Below are 24,025 nucleotides of genomic sequence, written 5' to 3'. Positions count from 1 at the left end.
GGGGCCGCGGCTACGTGCTCCATGAAGGCGCTCCTGAGATGCGGGCTATGGCCGGGTAGGATCAGCCGTGATACTCCATAATGCCCATTCGGCAGGCGCCATGACAGCAGGCGCTAAAGGCGACGAAAAAATTGCTGGCGAGGGTCTGAACTAACGGCCCTGTCGGGGTTCATGGACGCAAAAACCAAGAGGCGTCCCATGAACGACATCGACTATGATCGCATCGCGGTCCTCCGTACTCGTCTCAATCAGGCCCGTGGCCCCGATCGTCGGCTCGGCTACGAGATCATCACCGTACTCCTTCCTGATACGCCGGAGGCGCAGAAGGCAAGCGACCTTCTGCAGCGTGATGACGTCGATACATCGATAGAGGCTGCAGATCTCGACCTCACCAATTCCGTAGATGTAGTCCTACGTTTTCTCGAACGGCGCGCGTTGACGGCTGACTGGGAGTTGTTCTGTAGAGCGACCCGGAACGGAGAAGAACCAGATCCAGCCGGGCCCTACACGGCGAATTTAATGCGAGGCATCTTCATGTATTCCGGCGGCGGTTGGACGGCGCCTAACTGCCTCTTCGATTTAGCCATTCAGGCGATTTGTGCAGGGGCAGATATGTACAATGAGGAGGACGTAATCCCCCTGTTTGCGTCACCTGATCCGAAGGATGCCGATCCCGTTGTGGATTGGTCCGATGACCTCAAGGACCAAACCCGCGAGGCCGTTGCCAACTTCTGGCCGCACATCGAAAAGTGGGGGAAGCTTCGCCTCAAGCATCTAAATGGTAGGTTCTCAACAATCGAAAGCTACGAACTAGATCGCGGTGTCATCCGCCTCGTTGATACAAAATCCAAGCTGTTTTCGGACTACAAAAATGTCGACGCCCTTATTAATGCTGGCTGGGCGGTCGATTAGATTTAATATAATCAAATGTAACTTTCTATGGAGTGGTCTATGTCAACAATTTATGCGCTTAAAGGTCCTTCAGAAAAGGCAAATCTTGTAGATGAAATCAGAAAATCTCTTGACGCTGGCGAAGGCCGGTTTGGCTGGAGCTATCTAGAGGAGGGTCATGATGACGTCGATTTGGAACGTATCGCTGCAAAAATTGAACAGTCCGGCCGCGACAGCCTAACTCCCCTAGAGATTGAGTGCAACCAAGCATTTCTTCTTGGTCTCGTTCCAGGCGATTGGGTAATTTACATCAACGTTCCGAGTTATGGGCGTTGCACAATGGCTCAAGTTACAAGAGGCTACTACTGGAAGCATACAGCACCTGACTTCAATCACCGTTTTGGAGTTGACCCAACCACGGTAAAGGAGTTCGACCGCAACGATGCCAGCGTGCAACCTGCACTTCGTGCGCGTCTCGTCCTTCAGGGGCGTTGGTGGCGGATCTACGCGCAGGACGAGTTCGAGTTTCTACGCGCAGCACTAGTATCTGGCATAACACCGCGACCCCGGACGCAGGCGACAAGTGCCGCTCTACTCGGACGCCAGATCGAGCCGCTTCTAATCGATATTACTCGGCGGATCCAACATACGCACCCAAACTACGATCTCGAAATTCTTCTTGAACAGGTATTCAAATTGATGCCAGGGGTCAGGAGGGTAACGCGCCAGGGAGGTGCCGGCGATCACGGCGCCGATTTAATTGTAGAATATGAGAGCGGTCTGCCAATTCCATCCCTTCAAAGTCAGCATACCTGCGTCGTGCAGGTAAAATCTTACACTGGTACGCACTGGGATCTGCAAGCAGTCGAAGATATTAAACGCGCTTTTGAGCACTATCCCATCGCGGACATGGGTCTGATAATCTCAACCGCCGATTTTGCGACTGAAGCATTCGATGCTGAGATCCAAAAACTCCGGCGTGAGACGGGCAAACGAGTTGAACTCCTTATCGGTCCCGACGTAGCTCGGATGATCCTTCGGTTCGGAGATGCTGCCTTCTTTGCCTCTAGTGTCGAGCAAGACAGCCAACTGAAATCTACGTTGATTTAGAATAATATAAATCTATAATATATTTAACTGCAAAGATGCCTCGAAAACGATAGCTAGAGGTGTCTTTGCAATCCTAGGATCGGAGATATATTTGACAAATATGTTATTAAGTCTGCTTACGTAGATTGTGCTATATGAAGCGGCTGGCGATATAATCAATAGGATTACATATTATTTAAAAAGACTGCTGATTACATAGTATGTCGGCATGTGGATAAGTATTTGTAGAAATGTACCCACGTATTCATTGACTATACTGCCGAGATAGGGCATACTCTTCCTATCGCCGCTCACACCAACCCCCTCACCGAGCCAGCGCGTCCAACCCCGATCCTAATCCCGTTCGAGCTGATGTCGTAAGGCATAACGCTCCCCTGTGCCTGCATCACAGGTCGGTCAGTGCTTTGGTGCGGTGCTGTGTATCATGACAGTCAACGTCCGTTGACACTTACGAGACAAAGCATGGCGATTGGCGACTTCATCTCCTACCTGCGTGTCTCGACCCGTCACCAGGGTGCGGACGGGCATGGCATCGCTGCGCAGCGGGCGGTGGTGGAGAGTTACCTGAACGGCGGGCGGTGGCGCCTACTCACTGAGTACGTCGAGGTGGAGAGTGGCAAGCGTGCGGATCGGCTTCAACTCCGGGCTGCCCTCGATGCGTGTCGCCTTCGCCGCGCAGCCTTGGTGGTGGCGAAGGTCGATCGGCTCACCAGGTCGGTAGCATTCCTCTCCCAGCTTCTAGAGAGCGGGGTCGATGTGCGCTTCGCCGACATGCCTGCGCTTGAAGGTCCGACCGGCCGGTTCATGCTGCAACAGATGGCGGCCGTTGCCGAACTCGAAGCCGGGCTGATCGGACAGCGCACCCGTGCGGCCCTGGCCGCGGCGAAGGCTCGGGGTAAGGTGCTTGGGGGGAACCGAGGCACTATCCCTAGTGCCTACGCGCGCCAAGCCGGTGTCCTGGTGCGACAACGGCAGGCAACGGATCAAGCCCGGCTTCTCGCCCCCGTCATCACCGAGCTACAGGCTAGGGGCGCGGCATCGCTCCGTGACCTCGCTGCCGGCCTCGATGCGCGTGGGATCGGTACGGCCCGAGGATCGGCCTGGACAGCAGCAGCTGTGAGCCGAGTGCTAGCGCGGATCGAGGCCACGTGACTTCCACGTGGAAACCACACTTTACCAGCTCTTATGATATGAAATTGACGTCAATTTACATTATGCAGAAGTTGTAGGACCGCTGTGCAGAAGAGGTGAGCTACACCTCTTATTCCAATTTTTATGACGTCAATTTTAGACTTATTTGACGTCATTTTGACCGTTCAATGGCGTCAAAAATGGCGCCGTTGATAAAGGCTGTCCGGGTCTGGTGCCGACGCGCGGCGAGCGCGTCGACTTCATTGAGCAGTTCGGGCGCAATGGTGTGGGAGATCGCTCGCTTCTTGCCCTTCCAAATCCCCTTGCGAGGTTCAGCTTCGGCTTGCGCCTGTGCGCGGACGTCGCTGGCCTTCGCCACCACCCGGTCGAAAGCTGCGTCGCTAGGCTCTACCCGGAGAGCCTTGGGCTTCGTGTTCAACGCCATCTCAGACTTCCTCCAGCACAAACACGGCGGCTAGGAGCCGATCCAACTCGGCCACCGCCTTCGGGTCAGGCGGCGTCGTCTCATGCACGCCCATGCCCTGGCTCGAGGCCACGGAGAAGGCCTTGCGCTTGCGGATCGGTAGGTCGAGGTACTCGAACTCCGGGATCTCCCTAACAGCCGAGGCGGCCTCGGCGTTGTCGACCGAGTTCTCACGGGGCTCGGCCTGGTTCATGACCGCGAAGACCCGCAGGCCGTCACGCTCGCCGTTCACGTCCGACACGGCCTTGGCCATGTTGTGCATGGCCCATAGATCAAACGACATCGGAGCGAATGGGACTAGGGCCACGTCTGTCAGCATCAGCGCGGTGCGGAGCACCCCGTTGTCCCGGCCGCCGACGTCGATCACCACGTCGTCGTAGCCGGCCAGCTGCTGCTTCACCTGGCTGCGAAGGGTCTTGGGCTCGATGTAGGAGGAGCAGGCGATCCCAGGCCCCAAAGTGCGCTCAGCGATCGACATTGAAGCCGTGCCCTGAGTGTCAGCGTCGACCAGCCAGACCTGCCGGCCCTGTCTCGCGCGCCCGATAGCAAGCTGCACGGCCAGCGTGGTTTTCCCCACCCCTCCCTTCGTGTTCCCGACCATCAAAATCATGTCAGTTTCCCTTCAACCACAGGCCCATCATCCGCCAGTTTGACGTCAAATTAGCAGGTGTTTCTAAAACACAGGATAGTTAATTTCTTAGGTGCCGAACTGCGGATCGCGAAGCCTCGCCAATTCGCCAACGCTAATCCGGCGGTGCTTCGGGAGCTACGCAAGATTGCGGAGGCTGGAGACGTGAAATCGCAGGACCTCTACGGGGAGGGGTTGCGCGAGGTGTTCAAGCGGCGCGGCCTGAACTTCGACAACATGGACCGGCGAGAAGAGACCTGACGAGCTACACGGGCCATAAAGGTTGCCATACGCCTATAAGCCGTATACGGCTATAGGAGTCATACCGTAGGAGAAGCCGATGGCACCGTCAGTCTCGCTCGATCCCTCTACATTCTCTCGCTTGCAGGCGCTGGCAGTGCCGTTGGTCGACACTATTGATACTGTCGTCAACCGGGCGCTCGACGCTTTGGAAGCATCCAAGACAACAGCAGCTTTAGAACCCATGGATGGGCCTCGGTCTTTTAACCCGGCTGCGCCACCAAATCTCTCGTTTACAACGGTTCGATCTGTTAAGCTTGGAAGTCATCGCTTTCCACCTAAGGAAACATACTGGAATTCACTTATGGTTGAGTGCATTCGGGAAGCGGCCAAGCAAGGAAAGTCATCTGATGAGATCAACGATCTAATTTTAGTACCAAGTATAGTCGGTAAAAAAGAAGAAAGCGGATATAAGTTTATCCAAGAGGCTGGCGTATCTGTCCAAGGGCAAGATGCAAATGCTGCTTGGCGGGCGATCTTCCGTTTAGCAACCGCGCTCAATCTAACCGTCGAAGTTTCATTCGTTTGGCAGGCCAATCCCAAGGCAGCCTTCCCAGGCGATCTAGGTCTGCTCGCTACGCCAAAGGGCTAGCCCTCCTCACTGAGGGGAGGTGCATCACACGTCGCGTTAACCACGAACTTGACGGGTGAGGCCGAGACAGCCACGCTCGCCGATCACGGCGCGCACTGCGCCTGGAGATGACCGTAACGAGCTGCTGAAGGCCTGAAACGAGAGAAGCCCCCACGGCGCCAACCGGGAGGGCTTCTGAAATCGATGAGTGCTTGCGACACCCGACAGTTCGCAGGCTCTCATAGGCGGCCCAGGCCGTCAAGCGGTACGTTTCGTACCGTGCGAGATCGCTTGTGCCTAACGCGGCCCCACCAAGGGGCAGGTAAGTGTTTGCTGATGAAATTCGCCGGGCGGCCGAGGCCGCTGCGCGCGTGGAGTTGCCGGCTGTGTCGGCGCTCCTGTGGAAGGCGTTCGCCGCCGGCAGTGTCACCGAGGCCGAGGCCGAGACGCTGTCCTCGCTGATCGAGGGCAGGAAGGCTGTTCCAGCCCCGCCACGGGCCACGCTAGCTCGGCGGGGATCGAGGCCCCGGACGGATGAAAGCCTCCAGCGGAGGCGCCGCTGGGCGGCCTCGGGGCGGCTCCCGCCGAGTCTCGCCTCCCGCTTCACCACTGCGGAGACCGCTGTTCTGGCAGTGGTGGCGGCTGAGAGCGTGAAACACGGGCGGTGCACCTTGGCCCACGCTCACTTGGCGGCGGTCGCGGGCGTGTCCGTCAGCTCGGTGAAGCGAGCGATGCGCGCGGCCCGAGACCTTGGGCTGGTGAAGATCGAGGTGCGCCGGGTCTCGGCTTTCAGGAATGACACCAACCGGGTGTCCGTGGTCTCGCGCGAATGGCTCACATGGATGCGCCTGGCCCGTCAGGAGGGTGGGGGCCAGAGAGGAGCCGGCACGATTACAGGTTCTTCTAGGAAGGCAACGAAGCGACCAGCGGAACCGATGCAGAAGCTGTCGGGACGACAGGATCGCATTCACGGGTATGGTGATCCGAAGGCCGGAGCGGGTGGCCGAGACCGCGAAGCTCGTGCATCTAACGCATATGGCTGGACGGTATGAAGAACAACCTGCGAGGGAGTGAACGTGCGTCCAACTTGGGGGGAAGGCATGGACGTAGAAGCGTTCATCAGCCGGTGGACTGCTCGCGAAGGCGGCGCAGAACGTGCCAACTATCAGATGTTCCTGTCGGAGCTGTGTGACGTACTGGACGTGCCACGACCGGATCCAGCTGGCGTTGAGCGAGCAAAAAACGACTACGTCTTCGAGCGCGCCGTCCGGCCTCGTGAGAGTAACAGCCTAACTGCTCCTAAGCGCATCGACCTCTACAAAAAGAACGCCTTCATCCTAGAGGCAAAGCAGTCTCGCCTGCCGGGTAAAAAGAACGCCATTCCCGGTCAACTCTCCATGCTGCCCGACGTGCCAGAGCAACTCGGGCGCCGCAGCATTGCGCGCGGCTGGGATGTGATGATGCAGAACGCACGCAAGCAGGCTGAGACCTATGTCTTCCTGCTCGACGCCAACCATCCGGCACCGCCGTTCATTCTTACGTGCGACGTAGGTCACTCCCTAGAGGTCTATGCCGATTTCACTGGCACAGGCCGCGCCTACAGCCAATTCCCAGACCGCAAAGGGTTCCGGATTTATCTGGAGGATCTGCGGAAACCCGAGATCAGAGTGCGACTTGCGAGGATCTGGACCGAGCCGCACACGCTTGACCCAACTAAGGAAGCTGCTCGCGTCACCCGCGAGATCGCCAAGCGTTTGGCCTCAGTGAGTAAAGCCCTAGAAGCAGATCATCAAGCCGAGGATGTCGCGCACTTCCTGATGCGTTGTATCTTCACGATGTTTGCCGAGGACGTAGACCTTCTGCCAAAGGGGGCCTTCTCCAAGCTCTTGGAGGACTGCGTCGAGAGACCTGACGCTTTTGCGCCGCTCCTCGAAGAGCTATGGGCTAAGATGGACGAGCCACTGGAAGCCAAGCGCTTCTACTCGGCTTTTCGCCAGAAGCTGCGCTACTTTAACGGCAACTTGTTCAAGGATGCGCGCGCGTTCTCGCTTGGCCGCGAGGAAATCGGTGAATTGCTAGCCGCAGCCAAAGCCTCGTGGACCGAAGTCGATCCCGCCATCTTTGGCACCCTTTTAGAACAGGCCTTGGACAAGACCGAGCGCCGCAAGCTTGGAGCACATTACACACCACGTGCCTACGTTCAGCGCCTCGTCGATGTGACTGTGATGGAGCCATTACGGGCCGATTGGCAGGCTACGCTGACTAAAGTCCAACAGGCCAAGGAAGATGGTGACGAAAGGCGTGCGGTTACACTCGTACGAGAATTCCACCATCAGCTTTCTGCGACCAGAGTACTTGATCCTGCCTGCGGCACCGGAAATTTTCTTTATGTGTCACTGGAGTTGATGAAGACGCTCGAAGGTGAGGTGCTGGAAACTCTTGCACAACTTGGCGAAGCAGAGAGCATGGGTCTAGAGCGCGAGACAGTGGACCCCCACCAGTTCTTAGGACTAGAGCTGAACCCGCGTGCCGCAGCTATCGCTGAACTTGTCGTCTGGATCGGGTACCTACAGCAACACTATCGAACACGCAGTGGGCACCCCGCAGAACCAATCCTACGTGCATTTCAAAACATCAATTTTGGTCTGCGACAGGGCTATGATGCAGTCCTGAGCTGGGATGGATGCCCGGTTCCCGGACAACCCGAAAAATATGGGCAGGAAAAGATCTACCCTAATGCAAAACGGCCTGTTTGGCCGGAGGCGGAATTCATTGTCGGCAATCCACCATTCGTTGCTGGGCAAGCTGTACGAGATGAGTTTGGTAACGGCTACGCAGAAGCACTCTGGGCCGTTCACGCAGAGATGAACGATAGCGCTGATTTTGTAATGTACTGGTGGGATAGAGCTGCTGATATAATAACAAGTGCTAAATCATTAACTCGTCGTTTTGGTTTTGTCACTACCAACTCGATCTCTCAAGTATTTCAGCGAAGAACAATACAAAGATGGCTAAATGCGAAGCGACCTATTTCCCTAGTGTGGGCCGTGGACAATCATCCATGGACAAAATCTACTCCAGATGCTGCTGCGGTACGCATTGCAATGACCGTGGTGGAGTGTTCTTCCACCAATGGAACTCTGCTGGAGGTCTTAAAAGAGACTGGACTAACGACAGATCAACCTGAGTTAGTATTTCGGCAAACTAAGGGAAAGATTAACAGTGATCTGACTGTTGGTGTAGACGTAACAAGAATGAACAAGTTGTTGGCAAACGAAGGGCTTAGTCACGACGGCGTGAAGCTTCATGGCAAGGGTTTTATTGTTAAGCCAAGCGAAATAGAATTCCTGGGAGGCGATAAGCGCATCGGATTAGAAAATTATATTAAGAGATATTGTAATGGCCGAGATCTAAGAAAAAATCGAATAAAGTATGTTTTAGATTTTTATGGCGTTAAAGAGGAGACAATTAGAGTTCAGTATCCAGAGGCATTTCAATATCTTCTCAAACGTGTTCGCTATGACTTTGGTCCAGATGGACAGCCTATGGTGAATAGTAGAGGTCAAAAGACTGGTCGTGAATGGAATAACAGATCGACGTACCGCGATAATTGGTGGATTTTTGGCGAGCCTCGATCAGAACTTAGGCCAGCCATACGTGATATTAAAAGGTACATTGGAACAGTTGATACATCTCCAAATAGAATATTTGAATTCATAGATGGAGATATAATAGTCGATGATGGTATCGTCGTTGTTGCTTCCGATGCCGCAGAAATTCTTGCAGTACTTAGTTCAAAAATTCATGTAAAATTCTCGCTTCGCGCTGGAGGTTGGCTCGGAGTAGGGGATGATCCACGGTGGAACAAGAGCCTCGTTTTTGAACCTTTCCCTTTCCCTATCCTAAATGAGTTTATAAGGAGAGATTTACAGTCAATTGGAGAAGAACTTGACGCTATACGCAAACGTGTTCGTGCAGAAAATGCTGATTTTACGCTAACAGATCTATATAATTTACTTGAAATAACTCGAATGAAAGGAAAATTTAGTGAAAGAGATGAGGACGTTTCATGTCGCGGGTCGGTGTTGATACTGAAGGAACTTCACGAGGCGATTGATCGTCTGACTGCAGAAGCCTACGGATGGCCCCATGATCTTACAGACGAGCAGATCCTTGAGAGGCTTGTAGCGCTGAACGCCCAACGTGCACAGGAGGAGGCCGGTGGGTATGTCCGCTGGTTGCGTCCAGATTATCAAATTCCGCGTTTCTCCAAAGGTGCCGCGGCAAAAACGGGTGAACTCGACCTCAATGAGATGGTCGTCGCTATTGATAAGTCGCTGCCTTCCTTCCCGACAGACCGCTATGAACAGCCGCTCGCGATCGAAGCCTTGCTGCTATCCGCCGGACGACCGATGGATGCCGCGGAGTTGGCACGCGGCTTCAAGCGGGGCGGCAAGCGTATCGAGCAGCGGGTCGCACAGGTTCTTACTACTCTCGCACGGTATGGTCGCGTAACTGCTGCCGTTGATGGACGCTATATCGCTCTAAGGGCTGCATAAAATCGGTTATCAAAGTTTGTGGTACTGAGATAGATCTAGAGTAGGGCACTGTGAGCATTCGAAGTCCGAACCGCCTGGGCAAGGCTGGCGCATTTCTCGTTGGGGCTACGTGACCGCCGGTGGACGCTCGCCAGCCCCGCGCTCCTGAACCTGCGCATGGAGCTGGTGTGAACCACTAGTGGTGAGGACGCCTAAGAGGGGTCATATGCTAGAATGGCGGACAGGTCTCAAACCTCTTGAAGCATGCCCGCAAGTTCTCCGTACTTGGCTTGTCAGCGGGGCTCGCAGGGTTTTTCACAGGTCTACCGGCTATTGTCGCGTACTCTGACCCCGCCAGCGTACTGGAAACGACAACTTCCCGTGTTTCTGGATTGATAGAAATCAGCCCACAATCGTAGAGCGTATGGATGTCGGCGCGTAGCAAGATCCCATTCGTGACGTGGTTGGTCTGAGGTCCTTGATAGGGGCTCAGATGTGCGGCCTCCAGAGCGGCTTCCACCGTGCAGCCAGTCATGGCGCAGCATCCGCCATAAGCCTTCAGTAGCTTTGCTCGGAACTCAGGTTGCCCGCGTCGAGCATGAATTTGACGTAGGAGCTTCTCGCGCTCGTCGGTCGAGCTGCTGGGGTCAAACGCGCTGCTATCAGTTGGAGCGACGGGCGCCAGCAATGGAGCGAGCCTTTTCTCGAGTTCATCGGCAACTTCATCAGCGACCTTCCAGCCGCTCGCAAAAGCGTTAACGAGCGTTGCCGGCACAACATCGTCGATTGCCTCTAAGGGGAGCAGGAACCCCGTTGTCGGATCGACCAGTCGCTCAAACCTTATCTGAGCCCGTGGACGCACGTCAGGGTCGGTTGATGTGCGCATCTTTTTAGGGCTGCCCACGATCCTACCGACACCAAAAATGCCACGTGGATTAGTCCCTTGTTGAAAGATGTAGACGCGCTCGCCTGCGCTCGCCGATCCGTGAGCGGCAATCCGCCACCACTCGGTCGTGCTATCGGGATCAGCGTCGACACGCCGGATCAGATCTCGGAGATGTTCGATTGGCCATCCTCTCGGCGCTCCAGGGCCAAGGGGTTTGAACGTAAGCCAATAGCTCGACATACCCGGTCTCCTGCTCTGCCCATCTCGCGCTGCGACCGGACACGGGTCGATCCGGTCGAGCCTTCGTTTTGTGGGCTGCTTATTGCTGTTGGGTTGTGTCTTGGCGGCACTCAGGTCCGTAACCATAAGCTGCCGAGCGCGGTCGACACCAGGAAATCTGCCCGCGCTCCTGAACCTGCGCTTGCAACTCGTCTGAACCATCAGCGGTGATGGCAGCGCCCGAGGCTGCTATGCCTTAAGATCACGTGCTCACGTGGCTACGTGTTTTGGTTTTTCATGGAGTGCGAATAAGACGCTCGGCGTATGAAGGTCGAAGTCGATCGGGTTAAGAAGATCGGGGTCAGTTTCAGGAAGTTGATGGCAGCCTCCGGAAGTTGATAAGAAGATAGCCGGGGTAAATTGTTTCTAATGTCTGTTTGATGGTCTGGCTGGCCTTGCGGGTCTCGATAATAGGCCCCATTTGCGCTCAAGCACAGAATTTTCTCCTGTGTTCACAAGGAAAATAGCCATGAAGTACCCCAACGGGGCGCTGATCAGCGCCACGAAGGCAGCCGTGCGCCTGGGTGTCGGCCGCAAAACGGTCGTCCGCCACCTCTCCACCACCCGGATCGGGCGCCGGGTCCTAGTCCGCGTCGCGGACGTCGAGGCTAAGATCGGGGAGGCCGCCGCAAAGCAGCCCGACCTAATGATCCTTCACAGCACGGCCGCGGACATCGCCTATCGGCTACGCCGCGACTTCGAGAAGGGCGGCCTGCGTGGGCACGTTGTGCCCATGATCTCCCTGATCGGCAGCTACTGGGCTGAGTTCCCCGGCCGGCCCCTCATCCCCGCCGAGGACGAAGTCACTGGTCTCGCCCCACACTTCATCCAGTGGCTCAAGCTGAACCCGCCGCCGGGCGGCGGCGATGATGGCGAAGAATTGCGCGACTGGATCAGCAACTATCCCATCCAATAAAAAGAAAGGCTCAGCTCTGTTACAGCAGAGCTGAGCCCGTGACTTACGCCAATCATCGACAAGGATTACTGACCCCATGAACATGGCATCTCCGCCGATCTTCGGCAACACCCTCTCGCCCGAATTCAACGTCTGCTCGGCCAGGGACTTCGCCTTCGCCTACGCCCGGGCCAACCTGCGGTCCTTCCCCCTGAAGTTCGGGAGCAAGATCCCCAGCATGACCGGCTGGCAGGAGAAGGCGACGACAGACCTCGACACCCTCTCCGACTTCTTCCCCGAGGGGTTTCGCCAGAACATCGGCCTCCTCATGGGCAACGAGATCGTCGCGCTCGACGTGGACGCGCGCAACGGCGGCCTCGACACGATCAAGGCGTTGGAGGCCGATCACGGACCATTCCCGCAGACCCCGACGCAGCAGACCGGCGGTGGTGGGCTCCACATGCTGTTCCGCGTGCGCGGTGTGACGTTGAAGAACCGGGCGGGCTTCCTGCCAGGCCTCGACCTCAAGTCCGAGCGGGGCCAGATCGTGGTCGAGCCCAGCGTAAACGGTGACGGTAACCCCTACCGCTGGCTCGACGGTCTCGCACCCGGCGATGTGGAAATCGCAGAGATCCCGGGCTGGCTCCTGGCGGTCCTCCTCAAGCCCGAGCCGAAGCCGCCCGGCGGGGGCGGGGGCATGAGGCCGGGTGGCCGGAACGTCGCGCTGACCCGTGAGGCGGGGCGCCTGCGCGCGCGCGGGGCGGGCGAGGACGAGGTGCGCGCGGCCCTGATCGCCAAGAACAGCACCTTCCTGCCGCCGCTCGACCTGGATGAGGTCAACGGGGTCGTGCGCTCGGCCATGACGTGGGCGGCTGGGGCGCCGCGCTACACCAGCAACGACCACGGGCTGGCCGCACGGTTTATCGACGAGGTAGGTGACGACCTCCGCTTCGTCGCAGACGAGGGCAAATGGCTCATCTGGAACGGCGCTCTCTGGGAGCGCGACGAGACGGGCAGGGTGGTGCAGCTCTTCCTGGAAATGGCCTTGGCCATGCTCGCCGAGGCAGAAGCTATCCCGGTGGTCGATGACAAGAAGGCGACCCGCGGGCGGGACAAGGCAGTGGCCTGGGCCAAGCAGGTGGGCGAGCACAAACGCATCAATTCTGCCCTCAAGGTCGCGCAGACAGACCCGCGGATCGTCGTCACGTTGGTGCAGCTCGACACCTTCCCGGGCTTCCTACCAGTCGCGAACGGCATGGTGGAGTTGGCGACCGGCGTGCTCCACCCGAACGCCCGGGAGAAGCTGGCAACCCGCGGCTCGCCGTACACCTTCACGCCCGGGATGGCCTGCCCGCGCTGGGAGGCGGTGATCACGCGGGCGCTGCCGGGTGAACTAGGTCCGTTCTTCCAGCGCGTCCTGGGCTACAGCGTCATGGGTAACCCGTGCGAGCAGCTCTTCTTCATGCTGCGGGGTGAGGGTGCAGACAGCAAGTCCACTGTCGCGCGAGTGATGGCCGGACTGCTCGGCCCGCTCCTCATCCGCCCGGCGGGTGAGACCTTCCTGGCCTCGGACATGGACATCACCAGCAACGCCCCGCGGGCCGACCTGATGGCTTTCCGAGGTGCACGCGCCGTCTTCGTCCCCGAGCCGGACAGCCGGCGCAAGCTCGACAAGGAGCTAGTCAAGCGCCTCACCGGGCAGGACGGCATCCAAGCCCGCGCACCCTACGGGCGCACCATGGTGGAGTTCGAGATGACCGGAGTGGTGCTGATGCTCGCCAACCACCTACCGGCCTGCGACGAGGCCGACGAGGCGGTCTGGCGGCGCCTGACGCTCATCCCGTTCGACTTCACCGTGCCGGAGGCCGAGCGGGACCCAAGACTGGTCGAGACCCTGTTGGCCGAAGAGGCTGAGGGCATCCTGGGCTGGCTGATCGAGGGTGCCGGCGCCTACGCCCGCGACGGCCTCCAGGTGCCGGAGGTGGTGCGCCAGCGGACGGCGGCCTGGAGGCGCACCACCGGTCGGATCGAACGCTTCGTGGACGAGAGCTGCATCCGGGATGGCACCCAGCCGCTGAGCGATCTCCACCGGGTCTACCGCACGGCCTGCATGCAGGAGCAGATCCACCCGCTCGGGCTCGACAAGTTCGGCGCACGCTTGAAGCAGCTCGGCTTCACCATCGAGACGGCGCAGGCGGGCGAGACCGTGATCGGGTTGCGGTCTCGGTACTAAGTACTAGCAAATAGGGGGAGGGGGTAACTTCTCTGAGAAGAGAAAATAAAACAAATCGAGAAAGAGAAAGTTACCCCCTCCCCCAAAATACTAGCACTTTTTGATCAATCTACGCCTGCGCCCACCAAGGGTGTGGATGGGCATGAATGAGGCGAGTGATGAAATACGAACTGGGCACTTCCAGTCGGGTCGGCACTACTATCAGCAAACTTGCGACCGGCCTGAGCAGCCTCCCGCGGGTCTCCGAGACGTCTTTCGGTGAGCGGGCGCCGTGGGCTGTCATCAGCACCCGCACCCTGGTGGCTACCCTCGGGATCGACCGGGGCAACTTCGCGACGTGGCGATGCCGCGGCATCGGCCCCGCCGAGTTGCCCGCCACCTGGTTCCGACTGGCAACCGGCAGACCGAACTACTACCGGATCGATGCGATCGAAGCCTGGCTCGCCGGCCGGTGCGGCGAGCCCTTCGACACTAAGTCCCGTTGGTTCGACTTCCTCGACGCCAACCTTGGAGAAGGGTTCGCCACGACTGACTGGGTACGGCGCTTGGCCGAGGCCGAAGGCCCGGTGCAGAGTGACGTCCGGTTCACTGCCGTCGGATGGCAGGCCTACCTTGACGGTCTAATCCTCAGCTAGAAGCATTGACGAAATCGATACGTGCTATCGATCCAATCTGTTTGTTCCATGTTGCAGTGCGAAGTATATTCCCTCTCGAAACAAGGCAATGCCCCTGAAACTCTCGAGGGATCACTACCATGTCCATCCGTTCTGTCGTTTTTGGCGCCCTCGCATTTGCTACCGTGATTGGTACGGCGATGGCAGATGAACGCACCAATCTCACCCCCCCGCTCTACCGCGAGCAGGCTCGTGCCACAGCGAACGTTCGTCCAATTTCTGATCTAACCACCACGCCGTCCCTGACCAGAACGAGAGCAGCTGTCTCTCCGGTCGAGGTCGAGACGACTGGAGCTGTCCGTTAAGGTCGCAGATCCCCCCACTGGTGAGATCCGCGGTCACAAAAACGCTTAGGGCGTCTACAGGGCTGTTGATGCCCCAAGCCCGTCGCCTGATTGCGACGGGCTCTTGTGAACCGCTCAGGCTGCCAAGCGGCCGGGCCGGCCTAGGCCAATGTTCTTGGCGAGAGCGGAGCGGGCTGCTGAGTACGAGGCTGCGGTCGTCGGATAATCGGCTGGCAGGCCGAACTTCGCCCGGTAGCTGTGTGGGTTCAGCCCGTGCTTTGTTAGGTGGCGCTTCAGCGTCTTGTAGGCCTTGCCGTCGATGAAGCTAACGAGACCGTCGGGCCGGATCGACTTGCGGATCTGTGCCGCAGTCGGCTTCTCGATCTCCTCGACTGGGGCGTCGGTAGCCGCGGCACCCGTCCTGTTCTTGATGCCGTTGAGCGCCGCGTGGACGCTTCCAATCAGGCCCGGAAGCTCAGTCACCGACACTCGGTTGTTGGAAACGTATGCTGCAACGATTTCGCTAGCCAGCCCGAGCGTATCAGCTATCTGATCCTGGTGTTCCATAGTCACTTAGGTTGTCCTGTGAGTGCCCCTCTGGCGTGAGATCTACCGAACTTCGTGCCAAATCAAGGCGTAGCTCGCACAAAATCGTGCGAGCCTGTTTTGATCCGTACGCATGAACGATGGACATGGTTTCGGGAAAAAGTGAGCCGGGGTGTCCCGTCAGGGCGGCCCAGGCTTTTCAGGGCGCTCCGCGGCGGCGCCAGGTCAGGCGCGATGCATTTGGCTGTTGCCTGCCTCCGCACTAACGACGCGCAGCAACAAATTTCTATTCGCTTTATAGCATTCGACAGCGTATTTTGCACGGACGTGGCTTGACGTCTTATCCTGCGCGGTAGAGCGATAGACCCTCTAGATGAAAGGGATCATTGTGGACGAACAAGCCGAAGCTCAGCCAAACAACTTCATCGAACTCGCTGCCGACCTCGTCACGGCCTACGTGTCGAACAACAACGTGCCGGTGTCGGAGCTGCCTAGCGTGATTGCCAGCGTGCATGCTGCCGTTGCGGGCCTTGCCAACCCGACGTCTGCCGAGCCCGCTGGCCCCGAGAAGCCGACGCCGGCGCAGATCAAGAAGTCGATCACGCCAGACGCGCTCATCAGCTTCGTTGACGGCAAGCGGTACAAGACCCTCAAGCGCCACCTGACCACGAACGGCATGACGTTCGAAGAGTACCGGGCGCGCTACGGTCTGCCGTCGGATTATCCTTCGACATCGCCCGCCTACTCTGCGCAGCGTTCCGAGCTGGCGCGTTCGCTCGGCCTGGGCCAACAGCGGCGCAAGGCAGCCTCAAAGGCTGTGGAGACGGACGAGACGATCTCTGAGGCGCCTAAGCCCCGCGGTCGGCCGCGCAAGGCCGCAGAAGCGTCCGAGGCGGCTCCGAAAACCAAAAGCCCGAAGAAGGTACCTGAGAAGGCTTAAGGCCGCTCAGCGCCCCGTTGTGGCACGTGTCTGCACCCTCGGCAGTGACGTGCTCCTAACCAAGTGCCGGCATCCTACGCCTGGGCCAAGTTGCGTATCGGCCTACTGCCGGTGAGATAGTCGACCTCCCCCGCCGACCCGTGATCAGATCGGGCGGCGGGGCCGAGCCGCCTCACACCTTAGCCACCCTGTAGGCTCTCCGCGAAGTCGTCCGGCACCTCGCCGAACTGCCCGAGGATCGTCGCGCTTTCCAGCTCGCCGGTCTCATCGTCGGCGACGATCTTGAGCGCCGCGGTGCCGGGCATCCGGCCAGCCATCGCCTCCGCCTTCTTCAGCGCACCATTCTCCGTCGGCGCCACCTCGCGGTCGCCGGGTACCAGGCGTTTCCGCTTGGTCATGAACGTCTGGACCACGAAGGTCGTCTTCATCCCCATGCGCGCTTCCCCCTCTGCCCCAAGGCTGGCAGCTCGTCACGCACGGCCGTGAACGCCTTGGACATCAGCAGCCTGCCCTTGGCGTCGTAGACTTCGATGGTCCAGGCCGACCAATCGAGGCGGTCACCGTGTAGCATCAGATCCAGGGCAACCCGCTCGGCGTGAAGCCGCATCAGCGCCAGTGTCGGCAGCCGCTTGCCCCGCATGTCGGCGACGAGATCGTGCCCGTCGGTGCAGTGGAAGCGGTAAAGCCGCGTCGGCATTGGCGGTTTACCCTCCGCTCCACAGCACTTCACCGTCGCGTTCAAAATCGCGGCCTGTCTGGTTGAACTGCCATCGTCCACACCGTTTGTTCCTTGTATGTTCTTGGACAAGTTGGAGCCGCGATGCACCCCCAGCCATATGAACCGCCTGTGGAGATCCGGCTGAGCGAGGCCGAGACGATCGCACTCGCTTATCAGCGGGCCAGCCGCGGCGACGCCTGGACCGCACTCGTGCGGGCGGTCGAGGACGCACTGTCCGACCTTGCGGAGGCGGACCGCCGGACCCTGCAGCGCAACCGCCTAATCTCGCGCGGCTACGTTCGAGGCGGGGCGGCCGCAGCGTCGGCGAGCGACGCCGCGTGAGCCCCTACGCGGTCGACGAGCTGATCCTCGGCAGCACGGATGCGGTGCGCGTGCCCCTGATCGGGCAAGCGCTGTGCGCCGGCTTCCCGAGCCCGGCCGACGACTTCCTGGAAGGCGCGCTGGAGTTGCCGCGCTGGCTCGTACCGAACCCACCGGCTACCTTCCTGATGCAGATCCGCGGCGAGAGCATGCGCGGCGCCGGCATCTACGATCGCGACCTCGTCTGCATCGATCGCAGCCTCCTGGCCGAGGACGGCTCCGTGGTCGTCGCGGTGGTCGATGGGCAGCTCTCGTGCAAGCGCTATCGGGTGGTCGGCAATCGGGCGCGCCTCGACTTCGACAATCCCGAGATGCCGACGTTTGCCGTTGACGAGTATGGCGAGGTCGAGATCTGGGGTGTGCTGCGGTTCTCAATCCGCTGGCACCTCGCACGCGCGCGGCTGTCGTGAGCGGCCCTGCGCCGCGCTTACGCGATCGGATTGGCGGCGGGCGCGCCATCGCGCTCATCGACGGCAACAGCTTCTACTGCTCCTGTGAGCGTGTGTTCGATCCGAAGCTCGCCAGCGTGCCGGTGATCGTCCTATCCAACAACGATGGCAACGCCATCGCCCGGACAGCCGAGGCCAAGGCGCTCGGTATCCGCATGGGTGAGCCGTACTTCAAGATCCGCGACATGTGCCGGGCCCAAGGCGTGCGCGTCTTCTCCTCGAACTACACCCTCTACGGCGACATGAGCGCCCGCACCAACGCGGTCTACCGGACCTTCGCGCCGGACGTGGAGATCTACTCGATCGACGAGAGCTTTTTGGACCTCTCCGATGTGCGCGAGCGCGACCGGATGGCGCTCGCGCTGGACCTGCGCGCCACGGTGCGGGCCTGGACCGGCATCCCGACCTGCGTCGGCATCGGCCCGACTAAGACGCTGGCCAAGCTCGCCAACCACGTCGCCAAGACGATCCCCGAGTTGGGAGGCGTCTGCGACCTCACCGACCCAGTGGCCTACGACCACTGGCTCTGCCACGTGCATGTCGGCGAGGTCTGGGGCATCGGCCGGGCATCGCTCGCGAAGCTGGAGGCCATGGGCGTCGACAGCGTCGCCGACCTGCGCGACCTCGATCCCCGGCCGGTGCGCAAGAGCCTGAGCGTCGTGGGTGAGCGCATCATCCACGAACTGCGCGGTCTGTCGTGCCTGCCGCTGGAGCTGGTGCCGGCACGCCGGAAGGGCTGCGCCGTGACCCGCTCGTTCGCGTCCCGCGTTGAGGACCGGGCGACGCTGGAGCAGTCAGTGGCGGCGCACGCGACCCGGCTCGGGGAGAAACTGCGGCGCGATGGGCTGGGCACCGACCACGTCACGGTCTTCTACCATACGAGCGAGTACGACCGGGACCGGCCGCAGCGCTCGGTCTCGACGACGGTGCGCCTGCCCGAGCATACGAACGACAGCCTTACGCTGATCAAGGCGGCGCGGCTCGGCGTGACCAAGACCTGGCGCGAGCCGGGCTCGCACCCCTGGCGCTACAACAAGGCCGGCGTGGTCACGGTCGACCTGGTGCCGCTGGAGATGAGCCCGCGGGCGCTGATCGGCCAGCTCGATCGGGAGCGGTCCGGCCCGCTGATGGCGGCAATCGATGTCTGCAACGCGCGCTGGGGCCGCGGTGCCGTAGTGCCGGCGCGGGCCGGTTTGGTCGAGAGGCGGGCGTGGTCGACGAAGTTCGAGATGCGCAGCCCGCGCTACACGACGCAGGTGACGGAGCTGCCGGTGGCATGTGCAGGCAAATGGCGACCATAGAATGTGCATTACCCAGCCAGTTCACACCTGACATGGCATCCAACCCGCATTTGAATTGATAAAATCAATTGACGATATCTATAGCATCTGTTTGAGCAATGAGACCATGATGCGCATCTTCGGTCCATCGAACGACGGGATGGCCCGCCGTCACTCCCGAGGATCGAACGATGTCCAACCGTATGAATGCCTTCGCCGCCGCCCTCGCCTTGATCTTCACCACGTTCGGCCCGGTTTCAGCCGCCGAGGTCGCCGTGAGCAATGCCTTCACCGCGCTGGGCACCATCACCCAGGCCTACCGGACCCGCGGGATCGCGGCAAACGCCGGTCAGGTCCTGCGCCAGGGCGGCTTTGCCGTCCCGGGAGCGGTGCGGTGGCTGCCCACGGCTCCGGCGACGCGCGAAGCTCAGGCGACCAACGTCAGGCTCGGTGCCCTCTGACGCCCGACGCCCGCGGCCCCGTCTCACGGGGCCGCATCGGCGTTCTCGCCCATCGCCTCCCGACCAAGCCGCACGAGGACCCCGCGTAGCCAACGGTGCGCGGGGTCGTTGTCGTAGGAGGCGTGCCAGATCATCGAGTAGGTGAACTCGTCGAGCGGCACCGGCACCGGGCTGGTCGTGAGCCCGAGCTGCGTGGCGAAGCTCTTCGCCAGTTCATCGATCATGGTCGCGATGACCGGAGCGGCCTGCACGTGGAAGGCCACGGTCGTGAACCGGGGTGTCGTCGCAGCGAGCCTGCGGCGCCGGCCGATGGCAGCCAGGGCCACGTCGACCAGGCCGCGATCCGTCCCCGTCATGCTCGTCATGATGTGTGGAAACCGCAGGTAGTCGTCGAGGGACAGGGGTGCGGGGACGCTGAGCAGGTCGGCATTGAACAGGCAGAGGTAGCCGAAGCGGTAGAGGGCCCGAAGCTTGTGATGGGCCTGTCCCTCCGTGATGACGCCGATGCCGAAGTCAATCAGGTCGGCGTCGAGTTCGTTTTGAACCGTGCCGTAATCGAGTGCGCGTAGGGTCAAGCGCACACCGGGCGCCTCGCGCTGCAGCAGGGCCAGCAGGCGCGGGACGAGGTAGCTTTCGACGCTGCCCGGCAAGGCGATCGTGAAGGTGTGCTCCATCGTGGCCGGGTCGAACGTGTCCTCGCGCAGGACGATGCCCTGGAACTGGCGCAGGACCGCCCGAACGGGTTCGACAAGCGCCATGGCACGCGGGGTCAGGTGCATGCCCTCCGGCGCGCGTGTCAGCAGTTCGTCGCCCAACAGCTTGCGCAGGCGCGCCAGGCTGCTGCTCATCGCGGACTGTCCGATCCCGACATGCCCGGCCGCCCGCGTCACGCTGCGCTCGGTCAGCAGCGCGTCGAGGGCCACGAGGAGGTTCAGATCGACACCGGCCAGCTCGTGATGCTTGATCGTCATAGCCTGCCACTACCGCCGACGTTTAAGCACGCCTAGACCACCCAGATCACCGCGTCGTGCCAACCGAACTCAGCTTCTTCGCAGCCAACGGCGTGATCCGCTTGATCCGCGCAGGCCATGCGGCGCCGCATGGCCTGCGCGGTATCTACAAGCCGGGGTTCCGCTACAAGAAAACCGGAATTCTCTTGCTCGATCTCGCCCCGGCGGATAGCGTGCAAGGCTCGCTGTTCTTGCGGCCGGACGATCCGCGCCGGGTGGCGCCGATGCTGGCGGTGGACGTGATCAACCTCCGGTATAACCGGGATCGGGTGCAGTTCGCCGCCACCGGGGTGGATTGGGGATGGGCAACTCCGGGCGGAGGTTCATTTACCGCGCTACACCACGCGCCGGGGGGAGCTGTTGAGCGTTCAAGCCTTGGAGCCTGATGGTTTGTTGTCATTCCGGGCGTCGATCAAAACAATATCCTTGTGACCTTCGATGCCCATTTCTTTCAGTATAGCATTCACTTTAGCTTCTTCGGATGCTGAAAAATAGATTATAACCTTAATTCCTTTCTTAGCCTCACTGGCGGACAGATAAATTGGTAATTGTTTCTCTAGATTTTGTTTCAACTTCGTATTTTTGGCAAGTTTCATTTCAATAAGTGTTTTATCGAATGCTCCTCGGCTTATCTTGAAATCAACCGGTCCGCGCCCGTCGTTGACCTCCGCGCTCGCATCTGACGGGGTGCCGTACCAGATGAACTTGCATAGGATCTGCAGATCGCTTTCGCGCTGGATGCATTCGGTGCCGTGCCAGAAGATGCGGTGGCCGCCTTTATCCTCAATGACACTCTTGAAAAATGCTAGGCGCTGATGGGTCTCCTCATAGGTTGACCCGGTCACCTTATAAAAATCCGTCTCAGCTCCAAGCTGCGCCTGAATATCTTTTACCTGTTGCTCAAACATGAACTTAGTTAGAGCGACCTTTTCTAAGCTTATATCGCGGGCTTTGTCTCCATTGTCCTCTTTGTATTTGATATACCAATCAACCAGCTGCGGAAATTTTAAATACGTCTTAATAACTGCTTCGGCGTGTTCCTCTGCGCTTGGCTTTCGATCAAGAGGCTTTGCTAGGACGCTATCGAAATAAGCGAACACTTGCCCGCGTAATTGATTGTCAGGGATGGCAACCGGTATTTCCTCAAATTGGTGCACCATGTCGCCTTTGTTGATCCAGTTGTCGTCCCGCGTAAGAATGTCCTTTGGAGTAAGTAGAACATAATCGCCGTCAATGAACGGCAGCTCGTATTGCAGGCGTTGCCATGATTTAGTCTCATAATTGAATTTGGCTTTCTGTATCCAAACCTTTTTACGCAGCTCTGGCGCTATATGTTGTATGGCAAATTCCTGCGTATAACGGCAGATAAAATCGAGAATGAGGTTCAGGGTGAAATCGCTGATATTATCGCGTCCGACCCCCTCACTGACCAAACAAACCTTTTCCAGATGACTACCCTTCGTCACCTGCTCGCTGCCAAAATTGGCAAAGACCGTCTGCAGGTTGGATCTTAATGCGACGGCAAATTTACTTCCTAGGCCGGAGCCGCTGTTGCCGACCATCGAAAAGCCAAGCCAATTTTGTTTGACTTCTGGAAAGCGGAACCAAGCATTGATTAGATCATCATTAACACGGCCTGCCGCAACTTCCTCGCGCAGAAAGATGATGTATTTCAGAATATCCTCGTGAAGCTGTTCATAGTCAGAATTTTTGCTGTTGAATAACAGGAAAGGATCAATGAACAGGGGAAGGTCGTTGATGAGTGAGACGTTAAAAGCGCCGTACTCGTCTACGTCATCGGCGCTGACGCCAAAAAACTCATTGAAGAAGGTTGCCATTGAGAGCCGTTGCACCCCTGCTAAGCGGCTCTGCCAGAACCGGAATTTGTCTTAGCAATTAGTCTAGGTGTGAAACCTGGATGTCGTCAACGCATGGTAGTATCACCATGTCGCAAAGTTGCTGAACCGCCCCCCGCCTGTGTTATATCCAACGGCGCAAGGGGCGGCTTGGCGTAAAGCTTAGTTGGCTCAATCAGTATCGCGTAAGTGATCTGATAGAAGATTGCTTCCCTGCGATTTGGCCCTGATAGCAAAATATCGTCGAAGTTCGTTTGGACTTTTGCTATAGAGAACCGTCAATCCATCAAGAAATTGCTCAGAAGGCTCTTTGCCGGCCGTGACAAATGCATCGATGATTTCATCAAGAACTCCCTGCGTGAACCGCTCACCGATCAACTCCTCAGTGGTTTCAGCCATCACATACCTCGGTTTCCATCATTCGGGCATTATGTAGAACTCCAAGGCTAGCAGATCGGTCCATAGGGGTTAGTGACATGATTATCTTGGTTCGCAAGGAGGATGCAGAAGCTGAACGCCTTGCTAACATAGTGATCGAGGAAAGTGACGATTGGTTCGATTTACCCAAAGGTTGGCGTGCACGAACTGATAAAAAGTATATAGAGCGCACTCAAGACCATACACATCTCTATTTTAGAGGCAAGCAGATGGCTGTAATTAATAGAGATGGTACTTCAAGCCATAGTTCTAATCTAAGTCAAATACCAAAACATATTATTAAGTTGCTCAAAAAAGAGGGAATTGTGGAAGGTTCGATTGAAATCTCAGGTGCATTTATGAATGAAAACATAGTGCCCCGCGAAATTATGGACGAACTGTATGAGACAGTTGAGAGATTAGCAAAAATCGACTATATGATACGTGGGATAAGCTACCGCCATTAGTCAGATTTTGCCGCGCGTTCAAAAATCGAAAATGTGCATTGCCGCCGTGTGGTTTGTTCATCTCGAGATTTAGCGCATCAAAAATCGGCCTAGGAACCCCTCTCACAGCAGATAATCTGTGCGCCTCGTTCATCTGGGTGATAATGCGTTTCACCCAGTGTCCAACAAACGATCGTTTTCCCGACGGCACTCAAGCGTGCGGAACGAGCTATCTCAAACCACGCCTTTTCCGTCGGGAAAACGTGTCGGCTTTTCTATTGCGAGGTAAACCCTCTTACGGCGCTATCCCGACATGCTCGTTGGATCTGCCCTCGTCTCGATGCAGGGCCAGAACCTCGACCTGGAGCGCGGTGGGCTCACTGGAGCCAAGCCTTAACGGTTTGTTGCCGATGGTTGGTTAAGAGGTTACAACCTTTTAAGGACCATTCGTATGCGCGTGCTGCTGATCGAGGACGACACGTCGGTCGCAGCGAGCATCGAATTGATGCTCAAGTCCGAGAACTTCAACACCTACACCACAGACCTTGGTGAGGAGGGTGTCGATCTCGGGAAACTCTACGATTACGACATCATCCTGCTCGACCTGAACCTGCCCG

At 58.5% G+C, this 24,025-nt stretch carries 25 protein-coding genes; 16 read left to right on the top strand and 9 right to left on the bottom strand.

The window, feature by feature from the left end; translation table 11 throughout:
- The first annotated feature begins 198 nt into the window (after positions 1-198).
- The 3 genes from COGEMETH_RS21445 (at position 199) to COGEMETH_RS21435 (ending at position 3,153) form a co-directional block, all read left to right on the top strand.
- Positions 199-912, top strand: coding sequence for a hypothetical protein (locus COGEMETH_RS21445; RefSeq protein WP_238184662.1), 714 nt, complete (start codon positions 199-201; stop codon positions 910-912).
- Between the two features lie 39 nt (positions 913-951).
- Positions 952-2,001, top strand: coding sequence for a restriction endonuclease (locus COGEMETH_RS21440; protein ID WP_238184660.1), 1,050 nt, complete (start codon positions 952-954; stop codon positions 1,999-2,001).
- A gap of 462 nt (positions 2,002-2,463) precedes the next feature.
- A complete protein-coding gene (locus COGEMETH_RS21435; protein WP_238184659.1) occupies positions 2,464-3,153 on the top strand; it encodes a recombinase family protein in 690 nt (229 codons plus the stop codon).
- Positions 3,154-3,304: 151 nt separating this feature from the next.
- Here the strand turns inward: COGEMETH_RS21435 and COGEMETH_RS21430 are convergent, their stop codons facing one another.
- Positions 3,305-3,577 (bottom strand): hypothetical protein, encoded by a 273-nt coding sequence (locus COGEMETH_RS21430; RefSeq protein WP_238184657.1) that lies wholly within the window; start codon positions 3,575-3,577, stop codon positions 3,305-3,307.
- A 1-nt stretch (position 3,578) separates the two neighbouring features.
- A complete protein-coding gene (locus tag COGEMETH_RS21425; protein WP_238184655.1) occupies positions 3,579-4,226 on the bottom strand; it encodes an AAA family ATPase in 648 nt (215 codons plus the stop codon).
- Between the two features lie 358 nt (positions 4,227-4,584).
- Here COGEMETH_RS21425 and COGEMETH_RS21420 point away from each other — a divergent pair, with 358 nt between their 5' ends.
- Both COGEMETH_RS21420 and COGEMETH_RS21410 read left to right on the top strand, forming a co-directional pair.
- The gene (locus COGEMETH_RS21420; protein WP_238184653.1) at positions 4,585-5,136 is read left to right on the top strand and encodes a T4SS efffector SepA family protein; all 552 of its coding nucleotides are present in this window, start codon (positions 4,585-4,587) and stop codon (positions 5,134-5,136) included.
- 1,079 nt (positions 5,137-6,215) lie between these two features.
- The gene (locus COGEMETH_RS21410) at positions 6,216-9,674 is read left to right on the top strand and encodes a class I SAM-dependent DNA methyltransferase (protein ID WP_238184649.1); all 3,459 of its coding nucleotides are present in this window, start codon (positions 6,216-6,218) and stop codon (positions 9,672-9,674) included.
- Between the two features lie 208 nt (positions 9,675-9,882).
- On the opposite strand, the gene COGEMETH_RS21405 is transcribed toward COGEMETH_RS21410, so the two are convergent.
- Positions 9,883-10,779 (bottom strand): HNH endonuclease, encoded by an 897-nt coding sequence (locus COGEMETH_RS21405; protein WP_238184647.1) that lies wholly within the window; start codon positions 10,777-10,779, stop codon positions 9,883-9,885.
- 508 nt (positions 10,780-11,287) lie between these two features.
- Here COGEMETH_RS21405 and COGEMETH_RS21400 point away from each other — a divergent pair.
- The 3 genes from COGEMETH_RS21400 (at position 11,288) to COGEMETH_RS21390 (ending at position 14,581) form a co-directional block, all read left to right on the top strand.
- On the top strand, positions 11,288-11,734 hold the full coding sequence (locus COGEMETH_RS21400) for a MerR family transcriptional regulator (RefSeq protein WP_238184645.1): 447 nt from the start codon (positions 11,288-11,290) through the stop codon (positions 11,732-11,734).
- 76 nt (positions 11,735-11,810) lie between these two features.
- Positions 11,811-13,946 carry a phage/plasmid primase, P4 family gene (locus COGEMETH_RS21395; protein ID WP_238184643.1) on the top strand — a complete coding sequence of 712 codons (2,136 nt, stop codon included), beginning with the start codon at positions 11,811-11,813 and terminating at the stop codon, positions 13,944-13,946.
- A gap of 158 nt (positions 13,947-14,104) precedes the next feature.
- On the top strand, positions 14,105-14,581 hold the full coding sequence (locus COGEMETH_RS21390) for a hypothetical protein (RefSeq protein WP_238184641.1): 477 nt from the start codon (positions 14,105-14,107) through the stop codon (positions 14,579-14,581).
- Between the two features lie 458 nt (positions 14,582-15,039).
- Here COGEMETH_RS21390 and COGEMETH_RS21380 read toward each other — a convergent pair whose 3' ends face one another.
- Positions 15,040-15,471 carry a Ros/MucR family transcriptional regulator gene (locus COGEMETH_RS21380; protein WP_238184638.1) on the bottom strand — a complete coding sequence of 144 codons (432 nt, stop codon included), beginning with the start codon at positions 15,469-15,471 and terminating at the stop codon, positions 15,040-15,042.
- A 352-nt stretch (positions 15,472-15,823) separates the two neighbouring features.
- On the opposite strand from COGEMETH_RS21380, the gene COGEMETH_RS21375 reads away from it, so the two are divergent.
- Positions 15,824-16,390, top strand: coding sequence for a Ros/MucR family transcriptional regulator (locus COGEMETH_RS21375; RefSeq protein WP_238184636.1), 567 nt, complete (start codon positions 15,824-15,826; stop codon positions 16,388-16,390).
- A 179-nt stretch (positions 16,391-16,569) separates the two neighbouring features.
- Here COGEMETH_RS21375 and COGEMETH_RS21370 read toward each other — a convergent pair whose 3' ends face one another.
- Together COGEMETH_RS21370 and COGEMETH_RS21365 are read right to left on the bottom strand one after the other, a co-directional pair.
- Positions 16,570-16,824, bottom strand: coding sequence for a hypothetical protein (locus COGEMETH_RS21370; protein ID WP_238184634.1), 255 nt, complete (start codon positions 16,822-16,824; stop codon positions 16,570-16,572).
- Entirely contained in the window at positions 16,815-17,168 is a 354-nt protein-coding gene (locus COGEMETH_RS21365) for a DUF6894 family protein (protein ID WP_238184632.1), read from the bottom strand. The genes COGEMETH_RS21370 and COGEMETH_RS21365 overlap by 10 nt, the downstream gene beginning before the upstream one ends.
- Positions 17,169-17,210: 42 nt before the next feature.
- Between COGEMETH_RS21365 and COGEMETH_RS21360 the strand changes: the two genes are divergently transcribed.
- The 4 genes from COGEMETH_RS21360 (at position 17,211) to COGEMETH_RS21345 (ending at position 19,679) form a co-directional block, all read left to right on the top strand.
- Positions 17,211-17,450 (top strand): hypothetical protein, encoded by a 240-nt coding sequence (locus COGEMETH_RS21360; protein WP_238184631.1) that lies wholly within the window; start codon positions 17,211-17,213, stop codon positions 17,448-17,450.
- Positions 17,447-17,899: a LexA family protein gene (locus COGEMETH_RS21355; protein ID WP_238184630.1), complete on the top strand. Its 453-nt coding sequence runs from the start codon at positions 17,447-17,449 to the stop codon at positions 17,897-17,899. Before COGEMETH_RS21360 ends, COGEMETH_RS21355 begins: the two co-directional genes overlap by 4 nt.
- On the top strand, positions 17,896-19,239 hold the full coding sequence (locus tag COGEMETH_RS21350) for a Y-family DNA polymerase (protein WP_238184628.1): 1,344 nt from the start codon (positions 17,896-17,898) through the stop codon (positions 19,237-19,239). Before COGEMETH_RS21355 ends, COGEMETH_RS21350 begins: the two co-directional genes overlap by 4 nt.
- A 182-nt stretch (positions 19,240-19,421) precedes the next feature.
- Positions 19,422-19,679 (top strand): hypothetical protein, encoded by a 258-nt coding sequence (locus COGEMETH_RS21345; RefSeq protein WP_238184627.1) that lies wholly within the window; start codon positions 19,422-19,424, stop codon positions 19,677-19,679.
- A 23-nt stretch (positions 19,680-19,702) separates the two neighbouring features.
- Here COGEMETH_RS21345 and COGEMETH_RS21340 read toward each other — a convergent pair whose 3' ends face one another.
- Entirely contained in the window at positions 19,703-20,650 is a 948-nt protein-coding gene (locus tag COGEMETH_RS21340) for a LysR family transcriptional regulator (protein ID WP_238184625.1), read from the bottom strand.
- Between the two features lie 56 nt (positions 20,651-20,706).
- Between COGEMETH_RS21340 and COGEMETH_RS21335 the strand changes: the two genes are divergently transcribed.
- The gene (locus COGEMETH_RS21335; RefSeq protein WP_238184623.1) at positions 20,707-21,075 is read left to right on the top strand and encodes a DUF4113 domain-containing protein; all 369 of its coding nucleotides are present in this window, start codon (positions 20,707-20,709) and stop codon (positions 21,073-21,075) included.
- On the opposite strand, the gene COGEMETH_RS21330 is transcribed toward COGEMETH_RS21335, so the two are convergent.
- Together COGEMETH_RS21330 and COGEMETH_RS21325 are read right to left on the bottom strand one after the other, a co-directional pair.
- Positions 21,058-22,527, bottom strand: coding sequence for a DUF8370 family protein (locus COGEMETH_RS21330; protein ID WP_238184622.1), 1,470 nt, complete (start codon positions 22,525-22,527; stop codon positions 21,058-21,060). The genes COGEMETH_RS21335 and COGEMETH_RS21330 overlap by 18 nt on opposite strands.
- Before the next feature lie 189 nt (positions 22,528-22,716).
- A complete protein-coding gene (locus COGEMETH_RS21325) occupies positions 22,717-22,944 on the bottom strand; it encodes a hypothetical protein (protein ID WP_238184620.1) in 228 nt (75 codons plus the stop codon).
- Between the two features lie 77 nt (positions 22,945-23,021).
- Here COGEMETH_RS21325 and COGEMETH_RS21320 point away from each other — a divergent pair, with 77 nt between their 5' ends.
- Both COGEMETH_RS21320 and COGEMETH_RS21315 read left to right on the top strand, forming a co-directional pair.
- On the top strand, positions 23,022-23,429 hold the full coding sequence (locus COGEMETH_RS21320) for a hypothetical protein (protein ID WP_238184618.1): 408 nt from the start codon (positions 23,022-23,024) through the stop codon (positions 23,427-23,429).
- Positions 23,430-23,859: 430 nt separating this feature from the next.
- A partial coding sequence (locus COGEMETH_RS21315) for a response regulator (protein WP_238184665.1) occupies positions 23,860-24,025 on the top strand: 166 nt, incomplete at its 3' end.

Origin of the sequence: Methylobacterium trifolii (assembly GCF_022179685.1) — a bacterium.
In the GTDB taxonomy this organism is placed as follows: Bacteria; Pseudomonadota; Alphaproteobacteria; order Rhizobiales; family Beijerinckiaceae; genus Methylobacterium; species Methylobacterium trifolii.
Note: the sequence above shows the minus strand (reverse complement) of the source record. Positions and strands in the feature narration are given on the sequence as shown.

Coding starts and splice junctions, on each gene's coding strand:
- COGEMETH_RS21345 (WP_238184627.1), top strand. CDS start 19,422: ATGAATGCCTTCGCCGCCGCCCTCGCCTTGATCTTCACCACGTTCGGC.
- COGEMETH_RS21405 (WP_238184647.1), bottom strand. CDS start 10,779: ATGTCGAGCTATTGGCTTACGTTCAAACCCCTTGGCCCTGGAGCGCCG.
- COGEMETH_RS21340 (WP_238184625.1), bottom strand. CDS start 20,650: ATGACGATCAAGCATCACGAGCTGGCCGGTGTCGATCTGAACCTCCTC.
- COGEMETH_RS21400 (WP_238184645.1), top strand. CDS start 11,288: ATGAAGTACCCCAACGGGGCGCTGATCAGCGCCACGAAGGCAGCCGTG.
- COGEMETH_RS21425 (WP_238184655.1), bottom strand. CDS start 4,226: ATGATTTTGATGGTCGGGAACACGAAGGGAGGGGTGGGGAAAACCACG.
- COGEMETH_RS21330 (WP_238184622.1), bottom strand. CDS start 22,527: ATGGCAACCTTCTTCAATGAGTTTTTTGGCGTCAGCGCCGATGACGTA.
- COGEMETH_RS21445 (WP_238184662.1), top strand. CDS start 199: ATGAACGACATCGACTATGATCGCATCGCGGTCCTCCGTACTCGTCTC.
- COGEMETH_RS21420 (WP_238184653.1), top strand. CDS start 4,585: ATGGCACCGTCAGTCTCGCTCGATCCCTCTACATTCTCTCGCTTGCAG.
- COGEMETH_RS21380 (WP_238184638.1), bottom strand. CDS start 15,471: ATGGAACACCAGGATCAGATAGCTGATACGCTCGGGCTGGCTAGCGAA.
- COGEMETH_RS21410 (WP_238184649.1), top strand. CDS start 6,216: ATGGACGTAGAAGCGTTCATCAGCCGGTGGACTGCTCGCGAAGGCGGC.
- COGEMETH_RS21430 (WP_238184657.1), bottom strand. CDS start 3,577: ATGGCGTTGAACACGAAGCCCAAGGCTCTCCGGGTAGAGCCTAGCGAC.
- COGEMETH_RS21320 (WP_238184618.1), top strand. CDS start 23,022: ATGATTATCTTGGTTCGCAAGGAGGATGCAGAAGCTGAACGCCTTGCT.
- COGEMETH_RS21395 (WP_238184643.1), top strand. CDS start 11,811: ATGAACATGGCATCTCCGCCGATCTTCGGCAACACCCTCTCGCCCGAA.
- COGEMETH_RS21360 (WP_238184631.1), top strand. CDS start 17,211: ATGCACCCCCAGCCATATGAACCGCCTGTGGAGATCCGGCTGAGCGAG.
- COGEMETH_RS21370 (WP_238184634.1), bottom strand. CDS start 16,824: ATGGGGATGAAGACGACCTTCGTGGTCCAGACGTTCATGACCAAGCGG.
- COGEMETH_RS21440 (WP_238184660.1), top strand. CDS start 952: ATGTCAACAATTTATGCGCTTAAAGGTCCTTCAGAAAAGGCAAATCTT.
- COGEMETH_RS21390 (WP_238184641.1), top strand. CDS start 14,105: ATGAAATACGAACTGGGCACTTCCAGTCGGGTCGGCACTACTATCAGC.
- COGEMETH_RS21325 (WP_238184620.1), bottom strand. CDS start 22,944: ATGGCTGAAACCACTGAGGAGTTGATCGGTGAGCGGTTCACGCAGGGA.
- COGEMETH_RS21375 (WP_238184636.1), top strand. CDS start 15,824: ATGAAAGGGATCATTGTGGACGAACAAGCCGAAGCTCAGCCAAACAAC.
- COGEMETH_RS21435 (WP_238184659.1), top strand. CDS start 2,464: ATGGCGATTGGCGACTTCATCTCCTACCTGCGTGTCTCGACCCGTCAC.